We start from the raw sequence: 19,348 nt of genomic DNA, 5'->3' as shown, positions 1-19,348 counted from the left end.
AGAGAGGGTCAGCCGAGACCGATTAAGCGAGCATGGAAGAAGGCCCAAGTTGTAGCAATTCCTCCTAGAAGGAAATGAGCTGCTCCTACTGCACGACCTTGAGTGATAGACAAAGCTCTTGGTTGGATAGTTGGAGCCAACTTAAGTTTATTATGAGCCCAAATAATTGACTCAAATAACTCTTGCCAGTAACCACGACCACTAAATAGGAACATAAGACTGAATGCCCAAACGAAGTGAGCTCCTAAGAACATCAAACCGTACATGCTTATAGGTTGACCATAACTTGTTAGGACCTGAGATGACTGAGCCCATAGGAAATCTCTAAGCCATCCATTGATAGTTATGGAACTTTGCGCGAAGTTGCCTCCTGTAAGACCCCATACATCACTTTGCATCTTCCATGAGAAGTGGAAAATAACTACTGACAAGCCGTTATACATCCAGAACAATCCAAGGAAAACATGATCCCAAGATGAAACTTGGCATGTACCTCCTCTGCCTGGACCATCACATGGGAATCTAAATCCAAGATTCGCTTTGTCAGGAATTAGTCTGGAGCTCCTTGCGAATAAAACTCCCTTTAGAAGAATTAGAAGGGTTACGTGGATAGTAAAAGCATGGATATGGTGAATCATGAAATCAGCAGTTCCTAAAGGTATAGGAGCGATGCCAATTTTTCCTCCAACTTGACTTACTGAACCATTAAAAACTTCACTAACTAATCCAGGTTGAAGGTTTACGTTTGCACCAGCAAGAGTGGTAGAACCAGCTGCTGAATTATGAATATTTTGAATCCATTGAGCAAAAACAGGTTGAAGTTGGATTCCTGTATCACTGAACATATCTGCAGGTCTTCCTAATGCACGCATTACATCGTTATGAATATAAAGACCAAAACTATGGAAACCTAAGAACATGCAAGCCCAATTCAGATGACTAATTAATGCATCTCTTGCTTTCAAGATTCTATCTAGAACGTTATCAATATGAACAGCCGGGTCATAGTCTCTAATCATTGCAATACCAGCATGAGCTGCTGCACCAACAATGAATAACCCTCCTATCCACATATGGTGTGTAAATAGACCTAGGACAGTTGGGTAATCAATCGACAAGTATGGATATGGGGGCATCGCATACATGTGATGGGAAATGATGATACTCAAGGAGCCAATCATTGCAAGGTTTAAACCAAGCTGAGCATGCCAACTATTAGCTAAAAACTCATAAATCCCTTTATGTCCATTTGGAGCAGGGAAAAGAATTGGATCTCCAGCATGATTATCTAATATTTCTTTCAGGCTATGGCCAATGCCAAACATTGTTCTATATAGATGACCGCCCAATACAGCTAGTACTCCAAAAGCTAAATGATGATGAGAAATATCTGTCATCCATAAGCTACCAGTAACTGGATTTAGACCACCTTTGAAAGTTAGGAAATCACTAAACGCCCACCAATTAGTCGTAAAGAAATTTTCAACTGTTCTTCCAGCGAGGCCAGGGAATATTTGACTAGCAATAGCAGGATTGCAAAGCTCGTGGGGTAGAGGCATGTCCGCAATCGAAGCAATTGGAATTCCATCAATAATTAGAGGCTTTCCTGCATCAATTGCATCCATGAGTGCTGCTGTAGGTGCACCAATGTGAATGCAATGTCCAGCCCAAGCAATCGAACCCAATCCCACTAGACCAGCTATGTGGTGATTGAGCATAGACTCGAGATTTCTAAACCAATCAAGCTTGGGAGCAGCTTTGTGATAGTGATATATGCCACCGTGCAACATTATGGCTGCCATTAGTAGTGCACCAATAGCTAAAGCCATGAGCTCGGTTTCATTGGTAATTCCCCAGCCTCTCCACATCTGAAAAATTCCAGAAGTGATCTGAATACCGTGATAATTACCGCCTAAATCCGCATTAAGCATCTCCTGACCAACTATTGGCCAAACAACTTGTGCTCCTGGCTTGACATGAGTTGGATCAGAGAGCCATCCAGAATAATTAGAAAAGCGAGCTCCATGGAAAAAAGCTGCACTCATCCAAATAAAGATGACTGCTAGATGTCCAAAATGAGCAGAAAATACTTTTCTACTGGTTTCTTGGAGATCTCCAACATGAGTATCAAAATCATGCGCATCAGCATGAAGATTCCATATCCATGTAGTAGTCTTTGGCCCTTTAGCAAGGGATTTTGACCAAAAACCAGGCTTATCAAGCTTGGAAAAATCTACAGGGATTGCATCAGTTTCGATAGGTTTATCGAGAACCGGTTCTTTTTTTTGTTCTTTTTCTGGTGGGCTAATGGTCATCGAGTGATTCCTTTAGGAATGTGATCGAGGTTTGGGGGCCTAATCTTGGAAAGACTAGGGTGAAATCTTTAGCAAGTAATTTTACTTATGAAGTGAAATTACTTTGGTGAAAGATTTCAGGCATTCAAGACCTACCTTTGAAGTTACTTGAAAACCTATATAAGGGTTATGTGATAAGCATAAAGTAGACAGTCAGTTACTACGGAAGCATGTAACAAATGTTCTACACTTTTATTCTTAAGAGGTCATTGAATCCACGGTTTTTCTTAATTAGTAAATCTTTGTCTTTCGTGGAGTGCAGGCAAGAAAGTTTTTTAGGCCTAGGGGCTTTACTTCTTATAGATATGAATTAGGGAAAAAAGTTGTTATATAAGGCTTTCTTGGCTTTGCAAAGTTTAATTGGATGCTAATAGCTAGGTAAAAATACTATTTGATTTCTTGATAAGAGCTTTTTATTGATTTCAATAAATTTGTTTAAAGACTATTTCACGGTTTTTGATGTTTGATTTTTACTAAAGCTTTCTTAAAGAGGCTACCTTATATAGATAAATAAAAATTTATTTTATCTCTCGTTCTGGAAAAAACATTAGTTAAAACCCCAAAAAGGATTGCATTTGGATTTTCTTTAAGCTCTTTGCCTTTGCTTGAGAGATTACAAGCATCAAAACATGTAGATCAAATTTTTATATCTGTTGGTTCAACTCTTTCCTTAGAAAAAAAAATTGATGGTTTAGTTGAATCCTCACCAATTGATTTTCTAAAAGATCAATGGCAGGGCAATAATAAATTAATTTTTGTAGGTTCAATCGGCGCTGTAGTTAGGCTTATAGCTCCTTTTATTCGATCTAAAGAAAATGATCCAGCAATATTGGTAACGGATTCAAAAGCAAAAAATGTTATTACTCTTTTAGGAGGACATAAGCAAGGAGGAGATCGATTTGCTAGTGAGTTAGCAGCTGCTTTAGAAGCAGAAGTGATTTGCACTTCAGATTCATTCACAGAAAGCAGAATCCCTTTGGATTGTTTTGGTGAAGGATGGGGTTGGAAAAGAGGAGGGGGGGGTGTCGGTTGGCGAAAGTTAATGATTAGTCAGTCTAAAGAACAAAAAAATATTGTTTTTCAATCCAAAGGGTCAAAATTGTGGCAGCAATTAAAGGGTTGTTCCAATTTTTCTTTTTTAGAAAAAAATGATCCAATTTCTTTCGAAAATATCGATCTTTATATAGGTCAAGAAAATAGGAATAAATGTTCATGGCATCCCCCGACAATAATCATTGGCATTGGCTGTGAGAGAAATACAGATGAAAAGGTCATTCAAAGAGCTATTAATCAATCTTTTAATCAAAATGGTTTATCACTTCTTTCAATCTCTGGTTTAGCAACTATCGATAGAAAAAATGATGAAATAGGATTATTGAGTTTGTCAAAAACACATGAATGGCCAATTTATTTTTTTAGTGCCTTTGAACTTTCAAAAGTCAACGTGCCTACTCCTTCAAATGTAGTGTTGAATGAAATGGGAACTCCTTCAGTCGCAGAAGCTGCAGCACTTTTGGCAGGAGATCATCGAGGAAGGTTAATACAAAATAAACAAATCTATTATTCCAAGGAAGAGGAATCTGGTGCCGTAACAATTGCATTGGTTGAGCTTGAGAACCCTTTTGCCCCTCATAAAGGAGAGTTGCATCTGATTGGTAGTGGCCCTGGAGACTTGAAAATGCTTACTTCTGACTCACGCCAAGCTTTAACTAGATGTGCTGTTTGGATCGGTTATGGTCCTTACTTAAATTATTTGGAATCAATTCGAGGTCATGATCAGATTCGAATTGATTCCAAATTAACTTTTGAAAAAGATCGTTGTCAGCATGCTCTTGATCTTGCAAAACAGGGAGTAAAGGTTGGTCTTATTTCTTCTGGCGACAGTGGAATTTATGGCATGGCAGGATTGGCTCTTGATCTTTGGCTAAATGAAAGGCTTGATTCCAGACCTTTATTTGAAGTGCATCCAGGCATTAGCTCTTTTCAAATGGCTGCTGCAAAACTAGGAGCTCCTTTTATGCATGATTTTTGTTCTATTTCTTTGAGTGATCTTTTGACTCCATGGAATCAAATTGAGAAAAGAATAAAAAGTGCAGCTATAGGTGACTTTGTTCTTGCAATATTTAACCCGAAATCAATAAAACGTGATTGGCAGTTAAAAAAGACTGTTGATTTATTACTTGAATGTCGCAACCCAAGTACGCCTGTTGCTATTGCTCGGCAGCTTGGGAGGCCAGAGGAAAGTATAGAAATACATACTTTGGAAACTTTGCCATTTGATCGGGTAGATATGCTTACGATTTTGGTTATTGGTAATAGTCAAAGTGTTATCAAAAACAATAAATTTTTAACGCCAAGAGGTTATTTTTCTAATTAATTTTTTGTTTACTTCTTCTAACTAAAAAAATCGAATACTTTTTTTTAGACTAATTTTTGCTTGTCAAGTTTAGAAGAGGTTAAAAAATCAAGTCAATCTGGAAATTCTTTCTAAAGTTAGTTTGTTATTAAAATAGCTTTGCTTAAACCAGACTGGCTTCGTGTTAAAGCACCACAGCAAGAGAGGATTGGCAATGTTGCTGATCTATTAGTTGATTTAAAACTCAATACAGTTTGTCAGGAAGCAAGTTGTCCGAATATTGGAGAGTGCTTTGCAGGAGGTACTGCTACTTTCTTAATAATGGGACCTGCTTGCACGAGAAAATGTCCTTATTGCGATATTTCATTTGATAATTCAAAAAGGCTTTTAGACCCATCAGAACCTGATCGTTTAGGAGAAGCTGTTTACAGAATGGGCTTAACGCATGTCGTAATAACTTCCGTTAATCGTGATGATTTAGAAGATGGAGGCGCTAGTCAATTTTTGAAATGTATTAAGGCTGTTCAAAGTAAATCTCCTTTTACCTCTATTGAAGTCTTGATCCCAGATCTTTGCGGAAATTGGGATGCTTTGAAAGTTATCTTGGATGCTGCTCCAAATGTCCTTAATCACAATATCGAGACAGTTCCGAGACTATATCCAAGAGTTAGACCTCAAGGGAAATATGAAAGGTCTTTAGAATTATTAAAAAGAGTTCGGGAAGGTTGGCCAAGAGTCTATACAAAATCAGGCTTAATGGCTGGATTAGGGGAGACAGATGATGAGATTTTGAGTGTTCTAAGTGATCTCCATTTAAATAAAGTTGATATAGTAACTATTGGGCAATATTTATCACCAGGACCAAAACATTTACCTGTTAATAGATTTGTATCTCCTTCGCAATTTGATAGTTACCGTATTGAGGGAGAGAATAAATTAGGATTTTTACAGGTGATTAGTTCACCATTAACTAGAAGTAGTTATCACGCTGGAGAAGTGAAAAAGTTAATGATGTCTCATCCAAGATGATTTGAAAACTTTGGTTGACTTCCATCAATAGATATCCATTCTTGAAGATCCCAAATAACTAATTCATGTTTAATCATTGGATCATTCCCGATTATTTTTTTTGCTGTCAAATAATCCTTCGCTTCAAAAATTAATAAACCGCCTCCTCCTGGTCTTTTTTCTTCATTGATTAAATATCCGCTATGAATGTATTGGCCAGATCTGCTAACTTCTTCGACCCATTCTTTATGCATTAATAAGACTTTTTTCCTTTCACTGTTAGATAATTTTAAAGTTTTATCTTTAAACTTCTCTGTCTTAATAAATATAGGCATTTTTATCTATCTAGATTGTAGCTTTCTCCAGTACTTCCTCAATACCTAGTTTACTTTTTTCGCTTGGAGGAACTATTGCTTTAAATAATTCCTTCCATGAAGACCAGTCTGAGAGAATCTTTTGTGCTATGGGACTTTTTGTTTTTTGATGATATTCAAAAATTAAGTCTTTTAAGAATTGTTCTTGGTTAGTTGCAGTTAGAGGATGGACCTCAACAATTTCTTTATTTATTCTTAAGTCAAGTTCATTTTTTTTGTCAAGAATAAAAGCTATGCCCCCTGTCATTCCTGCTCCTATGTTTCTTCCAGTTTTTCCGAGAACAACAACTACCCCTCCAGTCATATATTCGCAACAATGGTCACCCGCTCCTTCAATAACAGCATGAGCTCCACTATTGCGAACACCAAAACGCTCACCTGCTATTCCAAGGGCAAATAATTTACCACCAGTTGCTCCATATAGACATGTGTTACCAAGTATTACCTGAGTGTTAGATGTGTCATTAATAATTTTGGGAACAATCGTAATGGAACCTCCGTTAATTCCTTTTCCTACATAATCATTAGCTTCTCCTATTAAAGATATATTCATTCCTTTTAATATAAATGCACCAAAACTTTGGCCGGCTGAACCTTTAAATATCAAATTTAAATTCCCATTAAAACCTTTATTTCCATATTTTTTAGCTATCTCTCCAGAGATTCGTGCACAAACACTTCTATCTGTATTAACAATAGGAATTTCTTTAGTGATACTTCCCTGAGTTTGAATTGCATTAGAAATTTCTTCAACTTTCAGTAAGGCATTTTCAAGAACTTCTCCATTGCTATGAGCTCTAATTTCGTGGCTTAACCATGAACGATCTGCTGGGTTATCTATAGGTTTGAGAAGGCTAGATAGGTCAACTTCTTTTGTTTTTGTTAAGTCTATATTCCGTGGAATTAATAGATCTGTTCTTCCAATTAGATCCTCGACTTTTGCTACTCCAACTTGACTCATCAATTGTCTGACTTCCTCAGCTACGAAGATGAAAAAGTTAACGACATGTTCTGGTAATCCAGGGAATCTTTTTCTTAAGCCTTCTTGCTGAGTTGCTACACCGACTGGACATTTGTTTGTGTGGCAAATCCTCGCCATTATGCAACCTTCTGCAATCATTGCGACTGTTCCAAAGCCATATTCTTCTGCTCCAAGTAAAGCTGCTATGACCACATCCCAGCCTGTCTTTAGACCTCCATCTGCTCTTAATAAAACCCTTTCGCGAAGACCATTTTCTAATAAAGAGCGATGAACTTCCGTTAATCCAAGTTCCCATGGCAAACCAGCATGTTTGATTGAACTAAGTGGAGATGCGCCCGTACCGCCATCATGTCCTGAGATTTGGATGACATCAGCATTGGCTTTAGCTACTCCTCCTGCAATTGTGCCAATCCCTATCTCAGCAACTAATTTCACACTAACTTTTGCAGTTGGATTTATTTGATGTAGGTCATGAATAAGTTGGGCAAGATCCTCTATGGAATAGATATCATGATGAGGAGGAGGAGAAATAAGAGCTACTCCTGGCTTGCTATTACGAAGCCTTGCTATGTATTCATCAACCTTTGGCCCAGGTAATTGTCCTCCTTCTCCAGGCTTTGCACCTTGAGCTACTTTGATTTCTAATTGCTTGCCGCTAGTTAAATATTCAGGGGTTACACCAAATCGGCCAGAGGCAATTTGTTTAATTGCAGAACATGCTGTATCTCCATTTAAAAGTCCTTTGAGATTAGGCAATGTTTTTGATTGATTATTTTCATCAACATCCTCGAGGATATTGTATCTTGCAGGATCCTCACCTCCTTCACCACTATTACTTTTGCCTCCAATCCTATTCATTGCTATTGCAAGAACTTCATGCGCTTCCCTAGATAGGGCACCTAGGCTCATTCCACCGGTGCAAAATCTTTGACAAATACTCTCAACACTCTCTATTTGATCAAGAGGTAAAGGCTGGGTAGCTGTTTTGAATGTAAGGAGATCTCTGAGGGTAGTAGCGGGACGATTTTCTAGAAGTTGTTGATAAGTTTTGAAGTGGTCATATTCAGGCCCAGCTTTCACTGCAGCATGAAGAATTTTTGACATTTCTGGATTATTTAAATGAAATTCTCCGCTATTTCGATATTGAACGAATCCATTAAAATCAAGTTTTTTTTGCTCCAGTTCGGGGAAAGCTTTTTTATGAAATGAAATTGTTTCGATTGATAATTCGCTCAGAGTTAGACCTGCTATACGACTTGTTGTTCCCTTGAAAGCTAAATCAATTAAATCTGCACCGATACCTATAGCTTCAAAGATTTGTGCTCCGTGATAACTTGCTAATACTGAGATTCCTATCTTCGAAAGTATTTTTCTTAATCCATCTTCCATTGCTTTCTTAACATTATCTTGAGCAATCTCTATAGATAAATTAGATAACTTCCCATCGGAAATAAGTTTTTGAGTTTTAGGTAATTGCCACCAATGGCGAGTAGTTTCCCATGTCAGCCAAGGACAAATTGCACTTGCTCCAAATCCAATCAGACAGGCAATGTGATGAGTACTCCAGCATTGAGCTGTATCTATAATTATCGAGGTTTTTAGTCTTAGCCCTTTTCTAAGTAAATGATGATGAACTGCACCAACCGCAAGAAGAGGTGGAATGTAAGAGTTTTCTCGATTAATATCTCTATCCGAAAGTATTAGTATCTCTCTACCATTAATTACACTATCTTCTGCTTCTTTACATAGATTTTTGAGACCTTCTTCGAGATTAATTTTATCATCATTAATAGGAATTAAAATCGATATCTGCTTGCATGAAAGTTCTGATTTTGTTATTGAAGTTAATTCTTTTTCATTAAGTATTGGAGATTTAAGATGAATTAGCCTTGCAGACTCTTCTTTAGGTCTTAAGGGCGCTTTCCTGACCCCTAGATTCATCTCTAAGCTAGTGACTAGCTTTTCTCTAAGAGGATCAATTGGTGGGTTGGTAACTTGTGCAAATCTCTGTTTGAAATAGTCGTAAAGAATATGTGATTTGTTAGAAAGTATTGCTAGTGGTATATCATCTCCCATGCAATAAGTTGGTTCTTTTGCATTTGCTGCCATGCTATTAATTATGTAATCAAAATCTTCTGCACTAAAGCCAAATGCAATTTGATATTGAAGCAATTTTTGCTTATCAAATTTATTATTTATTTCCCAACTTTGGTTGTTAAGGTTTATACGATTTGCTTTTAACCAATCTAAATATGGGTATCTATTTGCTGACTCTTCTTTAACATCCCAGTTTCGTAAAATTCTCTTGCTTTCTAAATCTACCGCAAGCATTTGACCAGGACCTAGACGACCTTTTTCTTGGATTACATCTTCTTCTAATTCAACAACACCTGTTTCAGATCCCATAACAACATATCCATTTTTAGTAATGCAATAGCGAGCTGGTCTTAAACCATTTCTATCAAGAGTTGCTCCAATATTTGTTCCGTCAGTAAAGACTATTAAAGCTGGACCATCCCAAGGTTCTTGGGTTCCTGCAGCATATTCATAAAAAGCAGTTATTTCAGGTTTATTGATTAATTCCGGCTGGTCTCTAAAAGCTTCGGGAATAAGTGTTAACAAACTATCAGTTATTGGCCTTCCACTTCGAACTAATAGTTCAAGGTTTAAATCAAGATTTGCTGAATCACTATATAAATTATTGACTATAGGTTTGAGATCATTTGCATTTTCTTTCCAAACAGAACTTATATCTGTTTCTGTTGCTTTAGCCCAATTTATATTTCCGAGTAATGTATTTATTTCTCCATTATGACCTAAAAGTCTCATAGGTTGAGCTAAAGGCCATTTAGGTAATGTATTTGTACTAAATCTTCTATGGTAAACAGCATATGAGACTTCAAATCTATCGTCTTTTAAGTCATTATAGAAAGGAGCCAATATTTCAGATCTAACCATTCCTTTATAAACAATAGTTTTGCTACTTAAAGAGCAAATATAGAGACCTAATTCATCTTCCTTTAATTCTATATTTGCTCGATTAGAAATCCTTTGCCTCAATCTGAAAAGTAAAGCCTCAAGATTGATTTCTTTATCCTTAATATCAACTATCCATTGTGTAATAAAAGGTTCATTTTCCCTTGCAAGTTTGCCTAAAACTTCTTCATGAACAGGAACATCTCTCCATCCTTTGGAGGTGAATCCTAAAGAATCAGCTTCCTGCTCACATATTTTTTTCGCTATTTCTCTATTTTTTAAGTCTTTAGGCATAAACATCATGCCTATCCCTGATGATTGGGGTTCGCAATGCTTAGCCTTGTCCCAAACTTGCTTGAAATATGACCATGGGATTTCACATAAAATCCCAGCACCATCACCTGAGTCGCTATCTCCCCCACATCCTCCTCTATGTTCCATGCAACTCAGCCCACGTAATGCCTGAGTTAAAACCCAATGATTTTGTTTGCCTTCAACGCTAGCTATGAAGCCAACTCCACAAGAGTCTTTTTCCCCAGAAAAGGCATCTGGATAGGTGCTATCGCAGTAGGGCCAATTTGATCTTGTGGGTCGTTGATTCATGTTTTTAACTTACTATTTTTTCTTTTCTTACAAAAGTGCTATCGATAAGCTTGGAATAGCTGATTAGGATAATTTGTTAGATACTAGAGTTACATCTTAAACATTTTTGTCTACTGACAAGTTTTTTATTCAATACTTTCTTGAAATTATTTGTAGTTATGCTTAAACCTGAATAAAAATAAAGTTTTAATTAAAAAAAACTATGAATTTGGGTGGTCGACCAAGTAATCTGGAACATTGTTGAATCTGGTCGAAATTAGACCAAATATTAAATTAATGCCAACAATTCAACAGTTGATAAGAACAGAGCGAAAGACTCTAAAAACAAAGACAAAGTCTCCTGCTTTGCGAGGTTGTCCAGAAAGGAGAGGAGTCTGTACAAGGGTTTACACCTCAACTCCCAAAAAACCTAACTCGGCTTTAAGAAAAGTAGCTCGTGTCAGATTAACTTCAGGTTTTGAAGTTACTGCATATATTGGTGGTATTGGTCACAACCTTCAAGAACACTCTGTGGTTTTGCTGAGAGGTGGGAGGGTTAAAGATCTTCCAGGAGTTAGATATCACATAGTCAGAGGAACTCTAGATACCGCTGGGGTTAAAGACCGTAAACAGTCAAGATCAAAATATGGAGCTAAATCTCCTAAAGATTAAAAATTTATTTTGAATCCCTGAATTTTTCCCTTATACAAATTTAATTTCATGTCAAGAAGAAACGCAGCAGAAAAAAGACCTGTTCTGCCTGATCCTCAGTTTAATAATCGTTTAGCGAGTATGATGGTTCATCGATTGATGAAGCATGGTAAGAAATCAACAGCACAAAAAATTCTTTCTGATGCCTTTGGTTTGATCAACGAGCGAACTGGTTCAGATCCTATTGAATTATTCGAAACAGCTGTGAAGAATGTCACACCTCTTGTTGAAGTTAGAGCGAGAAGAGTTGGTGGAGCAACATATCAGGTTCCTATGGAGGTTCGCCAAGAAAGAGGAATTGCAATGGCACTTAGATGGTTAGTAAATTTCTCAAGATCAAGGAATGGTCGAAGCATGTCTCAAAAACTTGCAGGGGAGCTTATGGATGCTGCCAATGAAGCTGGAAATGCAGTAAGGAAGAGGGAAGAGACCCATAAAATGGCCGAAGCAAATAAAGCTTTCGCACACTACCGCTATTGATTTAGGTCAAATTTTTCTATTTAAATCCTCAAAATATTCCTTTTTGAGCATGCTGAGTTGTAGAGTCCATGCTCATTTTAAAGTCCTTTAGTCGGAGTATTTTCTGTGGCACGCGCCTTTCCTTTGGAACGAGTAAGAAATATCGGAATTGCTGCACATATTGATGCTGGTAAAACAACTTGTACTGAAAGAATTCTTTTCTATTCAGGTGTTGTTCACAAGATGGGAGAGGTTCATGATGGTGCGGCTGTCACTGATTGGATGGCCCAAGAAAGAGAAAGAGGAATAACGATTACCGCCGCGGCTATCTCAACTACATGGGACGATCATCGTATCAACATTATCGATACTCCTGGGCACGTTGACTTCACCATTGAAGTTGAGCGCTCTATGAGGGTTCTTGATGGAGTGATTGCTGTCTTCTGCGCGGTTGGTGGCGTACAGCCTCAATCTGAAACAGTTTGGCGCCAAGCTGATAGGTATTCAGTGCCGCGAATGGTATTTGTTAATAAAATGGATAGAACTGGAGCAGATTTCCTAAAAGTCCATGGTCAAATAAAAGACAGATTAAAAGCTAATGCAGTTCCAATTCAGTTACCTATTGGTGCTGAAAATGACTTGAAGGGGATTATTGATCTTGTGGAAAATAAAGCTTATATCTACAAAGATGATCTTGGAAAAGATATCGAACAAACTGATGTCCCATCAGACATGGTTGATTTGGTATCTGATTGGCGATCAAAATTAATGGAGTCAATAGCAGAAACTGAGGAGGAATTATTGGAAGCGTTTTTAGAAAATGGAGAGTTGACATTAGAACAACTTAAATCTGGTATTAGGGAAGGAGTCCTTAAACATGGTTTGGTTCCGATGTTATGCGGCTCAGCTTTTAAAAATAAAGGAGTTCAGTTACTACTAGATGCAGTAGTTAATTATCTCCCTGCTCCAGTTGATGTACCTCCCATTCAAGGTTTGCTTCCTAACGGGAAAGAGGCTGCTAGACCTTCCGATGATGGTGCTCCCTTTAGCGCTCTTGCATTCAAAGTAATGGCAGATCCATACGGCAAATTGACCTTTGTTCGGATGTATTCGGGAGTACTTCAAAAAGGAAGTTATGTTCTGAACTCAACTAAGGATGAAAAAGAGAGAATCTCTAGGTTGATAATCTTGAAAGCTGATGACCGAGAGGAAGTTGATGAATTAAGAGCTGGTGATCTTGGTGCCGTTCTTGGCCTCAAAAACACGACAACTGGAGATACCTTATGCGCTTCAGAAGATGCAATTGTTCTTGAAACCCTATACATCCCTGAGCCAGTTATTTCAGTCGCGGTAGAACCCAAGACAAAAAGTGATATGGAAAAGCTAGGGAAAGCGCTGACATCTCTTTCTGAGGAGGATCCAACATTCAGAGTAAGTACTGATCAAGAGACAAATCAAACCGTAATCGCAGGTATGGGTGAATTGCACCTAGAGATTCTGGTTGATCGTATGTTGAGAGAATTTAAGGTAGAGGCAAATATTGGAGCACCTCAAGTTTCTTACAGAGAAACGATCAGAGCTAGCTCTTCAGGTGAAGGTAAGTTTGCAAGACAAACAGGAGGTAAAGGTCAGTACGGTCATGTTGTCATTGAAGTTGAGCCAGGTGAACCAGGCACTGGTTTTGAGTTTGTAAATAAAATCGTCGGCGGCTCTGTTCCAAAAGAATATATAAAGCCTGCTGAATCAGGAATGAAAGAAACATGTGAGTCTGGTGTAATTGCTGGCTATCCTTTAATTGATGTAAAAGTTACATTGGTTGATGGCTCTTATCATGATGTTGACTCATCAGAGATGGCTTTCAAAATTGCAGGCTCAATGGCTTTCAAAGATGGAATCAAGAAGTGCAATCCTGTCCTTCTAGAACCTATGATGAAAGTTGAGGTAGAAGTGCCTGAGGACTTCCTAGGATCTATAATTGGAGATCTGTCCTCTAGACGAGGTCAGGTTGAAGGTCAATCCATCGAAGATGGACAATCCAAAGTCCAGTCAAAAGTGCCATTAGCTGAAATGTTTGGCTATGCCACTCAACTCCGATCAATGACTCAAGGTCGGGGTATTTTCTCAATGGAGTTCAGTACCTACGAGGAAGTTCCTCGTAATGTTGCTGAGGCAATTATCTCCAAGAATCAGGGCAATTCCTGATCTCTAAAAACTTACTAACCACCCCCCGATTCTTTAAAAAAAATGGCTCGCGAGAAGTTTGAGAGGAACAAACCTCACGTCAACATAGGTACTATTGGCCACGTTGACCATGGCAAAACAACTCTTACAGCAGCAATTACGAAGGTTTTAGCCAAGAAAGGTCAAGCCGAAGCGCAAGATTACGCTGAAATTGATGGAGCTCCAGAAGAGCGTGAACGCGGCATAACAATCAACACTGCTCACGTTGAATATGAAACTGATGGCAGGCATTACGCTCACGTTGATTGCCCAGGTCACGCTGATTATGTGAAAAACATGATCACAGGTGCTGCTCAGATGGACGGTGCGATTCTTGTTGTAGCTGCTACCGATGGAGCAATGGCACAAACAAAAGAACATATTCTTTTGGCGAAGCAAGTTGGAGTACCTGCATTGGTTGTTGCACTAAACAAATGTGACATGGTCGATGATGAAGAAATGATAGAACTTGTAGAAATGGAGATCCGTGAACTTCTTACAAGTTATGACTTCCCTGGCGATGACATCCCTGTCGTTCAAGTTTCGGGATTAAAAGCTATCGAAGGAGAAGCAGATTGGGAGACAAAAATAGATGATTTGATGACAGCTGTTGATGCATCAATTCCAGAACCAGAACGTGAAATTGATAAGCCTTTCTTAATGGCTGTTGAAGACGTTTTCTCCATTACTGGCCGTGGAACAGTGGCTACTGGACGAATTGAAAGAGGAAAAGTAACAGTCGGAGAGGAGGTTGAAATTGTAGGAATTAGAGATACAAGAGTAACCACCGTTACCGGTGTCGAGATGTTTAGAAAACTTCTTGATGAAGGTATGGCTGGTGACAACGTTGGACTTCTTTTACGGGGTATTCAGAAGGAAGATATTGAAAGAGGAATGGTTCTTGTTAAAAAAGGATCCATCACGCCTCATACCAAATTCGAGGGTGAGGTCTATGTATTGAAGAAAGAAGAGGGTGGCCGCCATACTCCTTTCTTTGCTGGTTATCGTCCTCAGTTTTATATTCGTACTACGGATGTAACAGGTCAAATTACTGCATTCACATCTGATGATGGTAGTAATGTTGAAATGGTCATGCCTGGGGACAGAATAAAGATGACAGGAGAATTGATATCTCCTGTTGCGATAGAACAAGGTATGAGATTCGCGATTCGCGAAGGTGGTCGTACTATTGGAGCAGGAGTAGTTTCTAAAATTATTGAATAAACATTTAGAGGATGACTTGTAATTTATTCAAGTCATCCTCTAAATTAATTAAACGAATGAACTAATTTGTTCATTTTTAAAAGAACCTCGAAAACTTAACTAGCTTTTGCTAATCCCATTATGTCAAATGCAATTGCACAGCAAAAAATACGTATTCGTCTAAAGGCTTTTGATAGAAGAATGCTTGATTTATCTTGCGATAAAATCATTGAGACTGCAGACACAACAGCTGCTTCTGCAATAGGTCCCATTCCTCTTCCTACAAAAAGAAAAATTTATTGTGTGCTTCGTTCACCTCATGTTGATAAAGATTCAAGAGAGCATTTTGAAACAAGAACACATAGAAGAATTATTGATATTTACAGCCCTTCCGCAAAGACTATAGACGCTCTAATGAAGTTAGATCTTCCTAGCGGAGTTGATATTGAAGTTAAGCTCTAGATCTTTTTCTCTCAAACCAGAGATTGATTATCTAGGATATCTTTAATTAGGTTTATCCATTTGAGCGAACTTTCAGTTAGGGAGCTACCACTTTTCCCATTGCCTGAGGTTGTGCTTTTTCCTCAGGAGTACTTGCCACTTCATATTTTTGAGACTCGTTACAGAGTGATGCTTCAATCTGCTTTGAAATCGGATAGCCGTTTTGGAGTTGTTAGATGGGATCCAATTGCAAAAAAAATGGCAAATGTTGGTTGTTGCGCCGAGATCATTAAGCATCAAACATCACAAGATGGTAGAAGTAATATTGTGACGATTGGACAGCAAAGATTTCGAATTCTTGAAATTATTAGTGAAAATCCTTTTATTAATGCACTAGTAAGTTGGGTCGATGATGAACAAATCACAGACCAAACCAAACTATTGGAATTAAAGGACTCAGTCTCAATTGCTCTAAAGGATGTAGTTGCACTCACTTCAAAATTAACTGAAACTGAGAAGGAACTTCCTGATTCTTTGCCTGAGATTCCTAGAGAATTGTCTTTTTGGATAGCTGCTCATCTTGGTGGCCCAGTAGCAAGCGAACAGCAGGACTTATTAGAATTAACAAATACTTTTCACCGATTGGAAAGAGAATATGAACTCCTGGATCATACAAGAAGGCAACTAGCTGCCAGAACTGCTCTAAAAGATACTTTCTCAAACGCTGATCAAGCCAACAATTAATTATGCAATGGATATTAATTTTTATATTTAGTGCTTTCTGTCTTTTCACTTTAACTAACCAGTGGCTTAGGAAAAGTCGTAAATATGAGTCTGTTAATAGCGTTGCATCTTCATATGATTCATGGACTAATGATCGTTTATTAGAAAATCTATGGGGAGAACACATTCATCTTGGTTTTTACGAAAAACCAAGAATAAAAAAAGACTTTAGGAAAGCAAAGGTTGATTTTGTTCATGAATTAGTTAGCTGGAGTGGTTTAAATCAATTACCAAAAGGCTCAAGGGTTTTGGACGTAGGTTGTGGGATAGGCGGAAGTTCAAGAATATTATCTGATTATTATGGATTTGATGTCATTGGTATTTCTATAAGTCAAGAACAAGTCAAAAGAGCGAATGAATTAACAACTAATAAAGATTTTTGTCGTTTTGAAGTAATGAATGCACTTGACTTAAAGTTTGAGAAAGGTAGCTTTGATGGGGTTTGGAGTGTTGAAGCTGGTCCTCATATCTTAGATAAACAAACTTTTGCAGATGAAATGCTTAGAGTTCTTAGACCTGGTGGAGTTTTGGCTGTTGCAGATTGGAATCAAAGAGATTCAATTAACCATCCCTTAAACTTTTTTGAAAAGTTTATTATGAATCAATTACTAATCCAATGGACCCATCCTGAATTTTCAAGTATTGAAGGATTTAAAAACAACTTGTTAAACAGCCCTTTTTGTGGAAGCCCTGTAGAGTCTTCAAATTGGACAAAATACACAATTCAGTCTTGGAATGAATCTATATATGAAGGCTTTAGAAGACCTTTATCTATTTTGAAATTAGGCCTTAGCTCTTCCCTAAAGGCATTTAGAGAGATCCCAACAATATTAATGATGCGATGGGCTTTTTCAAGAGGTTTGATGAAATTTGGAGTATTCAAATCAAGAGGATAATTTACTCAACTTCTGATCCGAAATAACATCCAAAATTAATTATTTGATTGCAAAGAGGAGATAACTCTTTTGTAATGTTTTCAAAGTCTTTTTTATTGTTATTGTTTAGATCAAGATCTATGAAAAAGACATATTCGCCAAGTTCTCTTTTAGACGGACGTGATTCAATTCTACTCATATTAAGGCCAAGATTTGCTATGCAATTCAATGCTTTAAGTAATGCACCTGGACTATTTGACTTAAGAGAAAAAGCTATACTTGCCCTATTTCCATCTAATTTAATGTCATTCTTACTGAGAAGAACAAATCTAGTGCAATTACCTTCAATATCATTAATAGGATAAGCCAGAATATTCATTTCCTCACTTGCATCTTTGGATCCTATCGCTGCTCTAAATGAGCTGCCTCTTACCATCCTTATCGCTTCTGCCGTTGAATTAGTTGGTAAATGAACTGCATTTGGAATATTGTCGTTTAACCACTGGCTGCATTGAGCTATGGCCTGAGGATGGGAAAGGACCTCTGAAATCTTTGATATTGATCCGCTACTCAATAATGAGTGTTTGATAGGGAGTACTAAGGCTCTATGAATAAATAAATTTTCATGTCTCCATAAAGAATCCAATGTTGTGGTGACCCCACCTTCTACTGAATTTTCAATTGGTACAACGGCGGCTTCACAAAGATTGTTTGCAAGATTATCCACCACAGACCTTAAACCTTTACATGGCGAGAACTCTGGAGAGTCAAGTTGCTCAAGCTCTGCTAGAGCTTTAGCAGCCTTCTCAGCGTATGTTCCTTTAGGCCCTAAGTAGGCCACTCGAGTTGACATTAGATAAAAAAAAAGGGGTAAAAACCGATAAGATCAAACTGAGCAAGTTTTTGATAATGGCTCTTGCCTTTACAGCACGACAAAAAATTGATCTAGTTGTTCAAGATAATCAGGAGAAACTACCTGATTATCTCTTACAACAGGAAAGAGTTGTAGGGGCAATGCTAGATCCTAAAAAATTGACTCCTTTGGGGCCAGGAAGCTTTAAATACGAAGTCACAAGTTTTAAGGTTTTTCAACTTCAGATAAATCCAGTCGTATCAATAGGTGTGGAAAATTCTGAGAAAAAAATTAGAATGTATGTAACCGATAGCCACTTAGATGGTTTGGGATTAGTTGATGATTTTGATTTGAACTTAGATGCAGTTTTGGAGGCAAAACCATCAGGTCTTGAAGGCGAAGCTCTTTTGGGTGTAACAGTCAGTCAGCCTCAGCTATTAAGATTAATTCCTCCCAAAATGCTTGAGTCAACTGGGCAATCAATATTAAATGGTATTTTGTTAGGAATTAAGGCAAGGGTACAGAAGCAGTTAATTGTTGATTTTAATAATTGGTGTAAAGAAAATTAGTTAAAAAATAAATATCAACCTATTTCCAATCGTGAGATAAAACTTTTTCGGTGGAGTTTTGTTGCACCTGCTTTGATTAAGTTTGTTCTATGGATCTCAGTTCCATACCCCTTGTTTTTTTCTAGTCCATAGGAATTGTATTTGCGAGCTAGTCGTTTAATCAATTCATCCCTGGCTTCTTTTGCGAGTACACTTGCAGCAGCAATTGAAGCGAAATAACTCTCACCTCGAACTTGTGTCTTTTGTTTCCCTGGCCACAAGCGAATGGGTAAAATTCCGTCTACAAGAATTAAGTCTGGTGGAGATGCAAATTTTTCTAATGCTCTTAGCATTGCTTTCTCAGTAGCATTTCGGATGCCGATATCGTCTATTTCTCTTGCTGAAGCTTGGCCAATGGTCCAAGCTATTGAGTTTGTTTTTATCAGAGGTACTAAGTTATGTCTTTGTCGATGGCTTAATTTTTTACTGTCTTTCAAACCTTGATTTAAGAGCTTTGTTTCATTCTCTTGGCTTAAAATAACTGCTGCCGCGAAAACAGGGCCAAATAAACAACCTTTCCCTACTTCATCAACTCCAGCGATAAGAGATTTTTTGTCTCGCAT

15 protein-coding genes are annotated in these 19,348 nt (G+C 37.8%); 10 read left to right on the top strand and 5 right to left on the bottom strand.

Translation table 11 applies throughout. The features are described 5' to 3' along the window. Positions 1-8 precede the first annotated feature (8 nt). Positions 9-2,315, bottom strand: a complete 2,307-nt coding sequence (gene psaA, locus EW15_RS08955; RefSeq protein ID WP_038654276.1) for a photosystem I core protein PsaA — start codon at positions 2,313-2,315, stop codon at positions 9-11. Positions 2,316-2,949: 634 nt separating this feature from the next. On the opposite strand from psaA, the gene cobJ reads away from it, so the two are divergent. Both cobJ and lipA read left to right on the top strand, forming a co-directional pair. Further along, positions 2,950-4,731, top strand: a complete 1,782-nt coding sequence (cobJ, locus tag EW15_RS08950; protein WP_038654274.1) for a precorrin-3B C(17)-methyltransferase — start codon at positions 2,950-2,952, stop codon at positions 4,729-4,731. Positions 4,732-4,869: 138 nt separating this feature from the next. Then, positions 4,870-5,739: a lipoyl synthase gene (lipA, locus tag EW15_RS08945; RefSeq protein ID WP_038654272.1), complete on the top strand. Its 870-nt coding sequence runs from the start codon at positions 4,870-4,872 to the stop codon at positions 5,737-5,739. Here the strand turns inward: lipA and EW15_RS08940 are convergent. Continuing rightward, positions 5,727-6,053: a YciI family protein gene (locus EW15_RS08940; RefSeq protein ID WP_038654270.1), complete on the bottom strand. Its 327-nt coding sequence runs from the start codon at positions 6,051-6,053 to the stop codon at positions 5,727-5,729. The two genes, lipA and EW15_RS08940, sit on opposite strands and share 13 nt — an antisense overlap. Before the next feature lie 10 nt (positions 6,054-6,063). Beyond that, positions 6,064-10,653: a glutamate synthase large subunit gene (gene gltB, locus EW15_RS08935; protein ID WP_038654268.1), complete on the bottom strand. Its 4,590-nt coding sequence runs from the start codon at positions 10,651-10,653 to the stop codon at positions 6,064-6,066. Positions 10,654-10,929: 276 nt separating this feature from the next. Between gltB and rpsL the strand changes: the two genes are divergently transcribed. The 7 genes from rpsL (at position 10,930) to EW15_RS08900 (ending at position 17,345) form a co-directional block, all read left to right on the top strand. Continuing rightward, on the top strand, positions 10,930-11,304 hold the full coding sequence (gene rpsL, locus EW15_RS08930; RefSeq protein ID WP_038655486.1) for a 30S ribosomal protein S12: 375 nt from the start codon (positions 10,930-10,932) through the stop codon (positions 11,302-11,304). Positions 11,305-11,352: 48 nt separating this feature from the next. Beyond that, positions 11,353-11,823 carry a 30S ribosomal protein S7 gene (gene rpsG, locus EW15_RS08925; protein ID WP_038654266.1) on the top strand — a complete coding sequence of 157 codons (471 nt, stop codon included), beginning with the start codon at positions 11,353-11,355 and terminating at the stop codon, positions 11,821-11,823. Between the two features lie 105 nt (positions 11,824-11,928). After that, positions 11,929-14,004 (top strand): elongation factor G, encoded by a 2,076-nt coding sequence (fusA, locus tag EW15_RS08920; protein WP_038654264.1) that lies wholly within the window; start codon positions 11,929-11,931, stop codon positions 14,002-14,004. A 42-nt stretch (positions 14,005-14,046) separates the two neighbouring features. Continuing rightward, complete coding sequence (gene tuf, locus EW15_RS08915; protein ID WP_038654262.1) at positions 14,047-15,246, top strand: elongation factor Tu; 1,200 nt, start codon at positions 14,047-14,049, stop codon at positions 15,244-15,246. 120 nt (positions 15,247-15,366) lie between these two features. Continuing rightward, complete coding sequence (gene rpsJ, locus EW15_RS08910) at positions 15,367-15,687, top strand: 30S ribosomal protein S10 (RefSeq protein WP_038654260.1); 321 nt, start codon at positions 15,367-15,369, stop codon at positions 15,685-15,687. A 60-nt stretch (positions 15,688-15,747) separates the two neighbouring features. Then, on the top strand, positions 15,748-16,410 hold the full coding sequence (locus EW15_RS08905; protein WP_038654258.1) for an LON peptidase substrate-binding domain-containing protein: 663 nt from the start codon (positions 15,748-15,750) through the stop codon (positions 16,408-16,410). Positions 16,411-16,412: 2 nt separating this feature from the next. After that, the gene (locus tag EW15_RS08900) at positions 16,413-17,345 is read left to right on the top strand and encodes a methyltransferase domain-containing protein (protein ID WP_038654256.1); all 933 of its coding nucleotides are present in this window, start codon (positions 16,413-16,415) and stop codon (positions 17,343-17,345) included. A 1-nt stretch (position 17,346) separates the two neighbouring features. Here EW15_RS08900 and pheA read toward each other — a convergent pair whose 3' ends face one another. Next, on the bottom strand, positions 17,347-18,177 hold the full coding sequence (pheA, locus tag EW15_RS08895) for a prephenate dehydratase (RefSeq protein WP_038654254.1): 831 nt from the start codon (positions 18,175-18,177) through the stop codon (positions 17,347-17,349). Positions 18,178-18,233: 56 nt separating this feature from the next. Here pheA and EW15_RS08890 point away from each other — a divergent pair, with 56 nt between their 5' ends. Next, entirely contained in the window at positions 18,234-18,746 is a 513-nt protein-coding gene (locus EW15_RS08890; protein WP_038655484.1) for a DUF1997 domain-containing protein, read from the top strand. Between the two features lie 14 nt (positions 18,747-18,760). Here the strand turns inward: EW15_RS08890 and EW15_RS08885 are convergent, their stop codons facing one another. Beyond that, on the bottom strand, positions 18,761-19,348 hold the full coding sequence (locus EW15_RS08885) for a ribonuclease HII (RefSeq protein WP_038654252.1): 588 nt from the start codon (positions 19,346-19,348) through the stop codon (positions 18,761-18,763).

The organism is Prochlorococcus sp. MIT 0801 (assembly GCF_000757865.1).
Classification (GTDB): Bacteria; Cyanobacteriota; Cyanobacteriia; order PCC-6307; family Cyanobiaceae; genus Prochlorococcus_B.
Note: the sequence above shows the minus strand (reverse complement) of the source record. Positions and strands in the feature narration are given on the sequence as shown.